We start from the raw sequence: 6382 nt of genomic DNA on the forward strand, positions 1-6382 counted from the left end.
CGCTATGCCTTCCCTGATCAACTCCAAGGACCAGTTGCTGCGCGAGCGCGCGGCCTCGGTCATTCCGGGCGGCATGTGGGGACACATGGCGACGCGCTATCTCGGCTCCGCCTATCCGCAGTTCTTCGAGCGCGCCGACGGCTGCCGGGTCTGGGACGTCGATGGCCGCGAATACATCGACCTGATGTGCAGTTGGGGCCCCAATATCCTCGGCCACCATCATCAGGCGGTCGAGGCAGCGGCCGAGCGGCAGCGTCGTCTGGGCGATGCGATGAACGGCCCTGGCGAGGTGTTGGTCGAGCTGGCCGAACTGCTGGTCAAGACCGTCGCGCATGCCGACTGGGCGATGCTGCAGAAGAACGGCACCGACGCCACCACGGCCTGCGTGACGATCGCACGCGCCGGCACTGGCCGGCGCAAGGTGCTGGTCGCGCGCGGCTCCTATCACGGCGCCGTGCCGTGGTGCACGCCTTCGCTCGCCGGCGTCACCGCCGAGGACCGCGCCCATATCATCCATTTCGACTACAATGACGTTGCCAGCCTCGAGGCAGCCGTCGAGCAGGCCGGCAGCGATCTTGCCGCCGTCGTCGTCACCGCTTTCCGCCACGATATCGCCCGCGACCAGGAACTGCCGACCGCCGCCTTCGCCAGACAGGCGCGCGAGCTGACCACCGCCGCCGACGCGGCGCTGATCGTCGATGATGTCAGGGCCGGCTTCCGCATCGATCTCGCCGGCAGCTGGGAACCGCTCGGCGTACGGCCGGACCTGTCCGCTTTCTCGAAGGCGATCGCCAATGGCTATCCGCTTGCCGCGATCACCGGCACCGACCGGTTTCGCGAAGCCGCGACCAAGGTCTATGTGACGGGGTCGTTCTGGTATGGCGCCGTCGCCATGGCCGCCGCGATCGCCACCATCAACACGCTGCGCGACACCGACGCAATCTCCAGGATGACTGAAGCCGGCGACAGGCTGCGCTCAGGCCTCGATGCCGCAGCGAAGAAGCATGGCCTGTCGCTTCGCCAGACCGGCCCGGTGTCGATGCCGATGGTGCTCTTCGACGGCGATGCCGAATTCAAAAAGGCCGACGCCTTCTGCTCGGCCGCCTTGCGCGAGGGCGCCTATTTCCACCCCCGGCACAACATGTTCCTGAGTGCCGCGCATACCGCAAAAGACATAGATCTCGCCCTGCAGGCTGCCGATGCCGGCATGGCCGCAGCCGCGCAGGTGGCGTGACCAGCGCCGATGCGGTGGGAAGGAACAAATCGCTCAGCCGACGGCCGATACCAGGCGGCCGTTCTGCGCCGCGCGGCGCAGTTCCTCCGGCGTGACCGCACCGTCGTTCAGCCGTTCGAGAACCTTGACCAACAGGCGTCCGCCTTCGATCATGTCCTGCTGAATGCCCTTGCGCACGCCGTTCTCGTCACGCGCCCGCAGCGCGTCGAGAATGTCGAGGTGCCGGTGGCGGCCGTCGTAGGTCGGCCTGGCGTGCGGGTATTGATAGTTCACCAGTGGTCCGTTGCGCAGCCAGATGCCCTCGATGATGGCCAGCAACTCCGGCATTTGCGCCGCCTGGTAGATCGAGTGATGGAATTCCCAATTGTCGCGGACGGCTTCGAACCAATGGCCATTGTCCTCGTTGGCAATCAGTCTGTCATGCACCTCGGCCAGACGGTCGATCTCCCGTGGCTCGATGCGCGTTGTTGCCGCCGCCCCCGCCATGCCTTCGAGATGCAGCCGGATGCTGCGCAGTTCCAGATATTGGGCCAGCGACAGCTGGGCGACGGTGATCGAACGGCCAGCCTCCATCTCCAGACCCTTTTCGCGGACCAGCTGCATCAGCGCCTCGCGCACTGGCGTCTCAGACACCTGAAGGCTGGCGGCGAGGTCGCGGATCTTGAAGCGATGGCCCGGCCAGAAACGGCCTTCCATCATGGCGCGGCGAAGCTCCTCGTAGACGCGCGTCGTCAGATTGTCGCGCGCGATCGGCGCGATAGAAGCAGTCACATCCGCTCTCCGTTCTTGCAGTGGCGCAGGCGTCGCCTGCGTCGCGTGGGCTGTGTATATGATACCACGAATGGCCTGACCACCGACATGAGACAGGCAACTGCGAGACGGGCAGCCATGGTGCAGACGGACATGAGACGGGGCGCATGACCGCGACGCCTTCACTCCTGTTCGGCGCCATAGCCGACGATCTGACCGGCGGCACCGAGCTGGCGTCGATGCTGGTGGCGCGCGGCATTCCAACGGGATGCACGGTCGGACTGAGTGCGCCGATCCCACCAGGCAATCTTGCCCATGTGATCCTGCTCAAGACACGCGTCATCGCGGCCAGCGATGCGGTGCGCCAGGTTCTGGCGGCGGCGGACCGGCTGCTTGAAGCTGGTGCCCGGCAGATCTTCTTCAAATATTGCGCCACTTTCGATTCGACACCTGCCGGCAACATCGGTCCTTGCGCCGAGGCGCTGCTCGAGCGCCTCGGCGGCGGCGTCACGCTGTTCACTCCGGCGCTGTGTGAGACCGGCCGCACCGTCTATCAGGGACACATGTTCGGCGGCGCCCAATTGCTGGGTGAATCGCCCAAGCGCTTCGATCCGTTGACGCCGATGACCGATTCCAATCTGGTTCGCGTGCTGCAGGCGCAGAGCAAGGGCAAGGTCGGGCTGGTGCCCTATCTCGTGGTCGATGGCGGGGCGGAGGCCATCCGCAGCGCCGTACGAGAGCGCAACGGGCGTGGCGAGACGCTGCTGGTCACCGACACGATCCGCGAACGCGACCTGGCGGCGATCGCGGAAGCGACTTTCGACCTGCCGCTGATGACCGGCAATTCCTCGGTCGCCGCGCATCTGCCACCGGCCTGGCTCACGCATGGGCTGCTGAATTCAGTCGATCTCGTTACCGCCAGCCTGCCGGCCATAAACGGCCCAGCGGCGGTGCTGGCCGGCAGCGTCGCCGACCGCACCATCGAACAGCTCGAACGCTTTGCGCAAAACAATCCACTGCTGACGATCGATCTGGCCAGCGCCTTCGCCGGCGCCGATGTAGTGGCCGAAGCGCGTGCCTTCGCCCAGCGGCATTTGCCCGGCACGATGATCGCCATTGCCACGACGGCGCCGCAAGCGACGGTCGAAGCGCTGCAGCAGGCGCATGGCCGCAACGCGGTGGCGGCAAAGGCGGAAGAGATGCTGGCCGGGATTGCACACATTCTTGTGCTCGAACTCGGTGTGCGGCGGCTGGTCGTCGCCGGCGGCGAGACCGCCGGTTCGGTGGTCAAGGCGCTCGGCATCGACCGCATCGCCATGGGTGCCTATGAGGGGCCGGGACTGTCGCGTGCCACTGCCCACCTCCCCGGCCTGCCATCCGAGCCGCTGGCGCTGATGTTGAAATCGGGGAAGCTCGGCGGCCCGGATATTTTCGCCGACGTCCTGCAAGACATGACACGGGCGACCACCGTCGCGCCGGCGATCGATATATGGCCACCGGCAAAACCTGTCATGCGGCCAACCACAGGAAAAGCATCGTGATGGACACCGAGACTGCACGCGCCAGCCTGATCACCGCGACGCAGACGCTGGACGCCAGCGGGATGAATGTCGGCACCACCGGCAACATCAGCGTGCGGACGACAAGCGGCATGATGATCACGCCGACGGGAATAGCTACAAGCGCGCTTCGGCCGGAGCAGATGGTGCCGATGCAACTCGATGGCAGCTGGGAGGGGGCGTTCCGGCCGTCGAGCGAATGGGAAATGCACGCCGAGATCTACAAGGCTTTCCCCGAGGCCGGTGCCGTCGTGCATGCCCATCCCGACCATTGCGTGGCGCTATCGTGCCTGCGCGAGGGACTGCCGCTGTTCCATTACATGGTCGCTGGTTTCGGTGGCGATGATGTGCGCTGTTCGGACTATGCGCTGTTCGCGTCAAGCGAACTGGCCAAGGTTGCCGTCGTCGCGCTCAAGGACAGGTCGGCCTGCCTGCTCGCCAATCATGGCATGATCGCTTTCGGCGGCGATCTCGACACGGCGCTCATCCGCACCATCAAGCTCGAGACCTTGGCGCGGCAATACCTTTTGGCGCGCAGCGCCGGTACACCGGTGCTCATCGAGGGCAGCGAGATAGCCGCCATTCGGGGGCGGTACAAGAATTACGGCCAGCAGAAGTAGCCGGCCGAGCAATTCCGGGAACGGCTCTTCGCGCTCTTGAAGTGAAGAACCACTCAGTCGTCGACCCGCAAATGCGAGACGAGGGCTGCCACGTTCCGTGGAAGATCAGGCGGGGATCGGTTCGGCTGCAGGCGCATAGACGCTGATAGCCCCGGAGCCGATCAGTTGGTCGATGGTCTCGGCGCGGTAGCCGAGCACGTCGGCCAGCACGGCAGCTGTGTCCTGGCCCAGCATCGGCGGCGCGGTAAAGTCGGCGGTCAGCTGCGCGGCAAGTCCCTGTGCCGGGCGCACCATGGCGACGGAGCCGAGATGCGGATGCGGCAAGGTCTGGACGAGGCCACGTTCGCGCACATTGGGGCTATCGAAGACTTCCGGTATCGATTTTACCGTGCCGGCCGGCACGCTGGCGGCGGCACAGGTTGCCATCCAGTGGTCGCGTGGCTTGGTCTTGAAGGCAGCCGCCAATTCGGGGATCAAAGCCTCGCGGTTGGTGGCACGCGCGCCTGCTTTGATGAAGCGCGCATCCTTGGCCAGATGCGGGAGTTGCACGACCCGCTCGCACAGCGCCGCGAACTGGCGGTCATTGCCGACGGCCAGCGCGAAGCCGCCATCGGAGGCCTCGAATATCTGATAGGGGACAACCGTCGGATGCGCATTGCCGTAGCGGGCGACCTCGCGGCCGGTGTTGAGGTAACCGCTGCCGACATTGATCAGCAGGCTGAGCGCGCAGTCGATCAGCGACAGGTCGAGGAACTGGCCCTTGCCGGTCGTCGCGCGCTCGTAAAGCGCTGCCAGGATCGACTGCGTCGCGACCATGCCGCAGACGATGTCGGTGATGGCGACGCCGACGCGCATCGGCTCGCCATTGCTCTCGCCAGTGATGGCCATCAGGCCGCTTTCGGCCTGCATGACGAAATCATAGCCGGGCCGTCCGGCATCGGGTCCGGTCTGGCCATAGCCGGAGATCGAGCAGTAGATCAGCCGCGGGTTTGGCGCGCTGAGTTCCTTGAAACCGACGCCGAGGCGGTCGGCGGTGCCGGAGCGGAAATTCTCGACGACGATGTCGGCCTTCGCCGCCAGTTCGCGCACGATGGCCAGCCCCTGCGGGCTTTTCATGTCGAGCGCGATGCTCTGCTTGCCGCGATTGGCGCAGAGATAGTAGGTCGAGACACCCTTGTAGCTCGGCACCGACCACGCCCTGGTGTCGTCGCCACCGTCGATGTTCTCGATCTTCCAGACTTCGGCGCCGAGATCGGCAAGGCTCATCGTTGCCCATGGACCGGCCAGCACGCGGGAAAGATCGAGAACCTTGATGCCTTCGAGCGGCAAGCGCGCGGGTCCTGCCGTACTGGCATTTTCGGAATGGTCCTCAGTCACGATCAAAATTCCTTCGCGGATGAATTCGGCGGGCCTGTCAGACAGCCTTGAACGTGTTGACCGGCTCCGGAAAATGACAGGCGACGCGATGCGAACCGCCAGCCGGATCGAGCGGCGGTTCGACGGCTGCGCAGATCGCCTGTGCCTTGAAGCAGCGCGTGCGGAAGCGGCAGCCGGATGGTGGGTTGAGCGGACTCGGCACGTCACCGGTCAGCACGATGCGCTCGCGCTTGCGCTCCTTCTCGGGATTGGCGAGCGGCACCGCCGACAGCAGCGCCTGCGTATAGGGATGCAGCGCCCTCGAATAGAGTTCGGCCGCGGGCGCGATCTCTACGATTTTGCCGAGATACATCACCGCGACCTGGTGCGAGATGTGGCGCACGACCGAAAGATCATGTGCGATGAACAGATAGGATGTGCCGAAGGACTGCTGAATGTCTTTAAGCAAATTGAGCACGCCAGCCTGCACCGAAACGTCGAGCGCCGAAACCGGTTCGTCGAGGATCACCACTTGCGGGTTGAGCGCAAGCGCGCGGGCGATGACCACGCGCTGGCGCTGGCCGCCGGACAGTTCATGCGGATAGCGCTTGCCGTGATCGGGATTGAGCCGCACGAGTTCGAGCAATTCGGCGACGCGCGCCCGGCGGTCGGCCGCCGACATGTCGCTCATGCGCAAAGGCTCGGCGATGTTGTCGGCAATGCGCATGCGCGGATGCAGCGACCCGTACGGATCCTGGAAGACCATCTGGATGTAGCGCCGCATCAGGCGCATGTCTTCGTGGTTGAGGGCGAGCAGGTTCTGGCCACGGAACCAGCTTTCGCCGCTGGTCGGCTCGATCAGC

Annotated in this window: 6 protein-coding genes; 3 read left to right on the forward strand and 3 right to left on the reverse strand. The window is 65.3% G+C overall.

Annotated features, from left to right (window positions below):
* The first annotated feature begins 4 nt into the window (after positions 1–4).
* The gene (locus tag EOB59_RS02645) at positions 5–1234 is read left to right on the forward strand and encodes an aminotransferase class III-fold pyridoxal phosphate-dependent enzyme (RefSeq protein ID WP_128287583.1); all 1230 of its coding nucleotides are present in this window, start codon (positions 5–7) and stop codon (positions 1232–1234) included.
* A gap of 33 nt (positions 1235–1267) precedes the next feature.
* On the opposite strand, the gene EOB59_RS02650 is transcribed toward EOB59_RS02645, so the two are convergent.
* Positions 1268–2005, reverse strand: a complete 738-nt coding sequence (locus EOB59_RS02650; RefSeq protein WP_127267755.1) for a GntR family transcriptional regulator — start codon at positions 2003–2005, stop codon at positions 1268–1270.
* A gap of 146 nt (positions 2006–2151) precedes the next feature.
* Between EOB59_RS02650 and otnK the strand changes: the two genes are divergently transcribed.
* Together otnK and EOB59_RS02660 are read left to right on the forward strand one after the other, a co-directional pair.
* A complete protein-coding gene (otnK, locus tag EOB59_RS02655) occupies positions 2152–3525 on the forward strand; it encodes a 3-oxo-tetronate kinase (protein ID WP_128287584.1) in 1374 nt (457 codons plus the stop codon).
* Complete coding sequence (locus EOB59_RS02660; RefSeq protein ID WP_127322881.1) at positions 3525–4163, forward strand: class II aldolase/adducin family protein; 639 nt, start codon at positions 3525–3527, stop codon at positions 4161–4163. Before otnK ends, EOB59_RS02660 begins: the two co-directional genes overlap by 1 nt.
* A 105-nt stretch (positions 4164–4268) precedes the next feature.
* Here EOB59_RS02660 and EOB59_RS02665 read toward each other — a convergent pair whose 3' ends face one another.
* Positions 4269–5540, reverse strand: a complete 1272-nt coding sequence (locus tag EOB59_RS02665) for a CaiB/BaiF CoA-transferase family protein (protein ID WP_128287585.1) — start codon at positions 5538–5540, stop codon at positions 4269–4271.
* 37 nt (positions 5541–5577) lie between these two features.
* A partial coding sequence (locus EOB59_RS02670) for an oligopeptide/dipeptide ABC transporter ATP-binding protein (RefSeq protein WP_245486505.1) occupies positions 5578–6382 on the reverse strand: 805 nt, incomplete at its 5' end.

It is taken from the genome of Mesorhizobium sp. M7A.F.Ca.MR.176.00.0.0 (assembly GCF_004023165.1).
Lineage (GTDB): Bacteria > Pseudomonadota > Alphaproteobacteria > Rhizobiales > Rhizobiaceae > Mesorhizobium.

What these genes read in the sequence shown, in the direction of transcription:
- EOB59_RS02660 (WP_127322881.1), top strand. Translation starts at nt 3,525, where the DNA reads ATGGACACCGAGACTGCACGCGCCAGCCTGATCACCGCGACGCAGACG.
- EOB59_RS02645 (WP_128287583.1), top strand. Translation starts at nt 5, where the DNA reads ATGCCTTCCCTGATCAACTCCAAGGACCAGTTGCTGCGCGAGCGCGCG.
- otnK (WP_128287584.1), top strand. Translation starts at nt 2,152, where the DNA reads ATGACCGCGACGCCTTCACTCCTGTTCGGCGCCATAGCCGACGATCTG.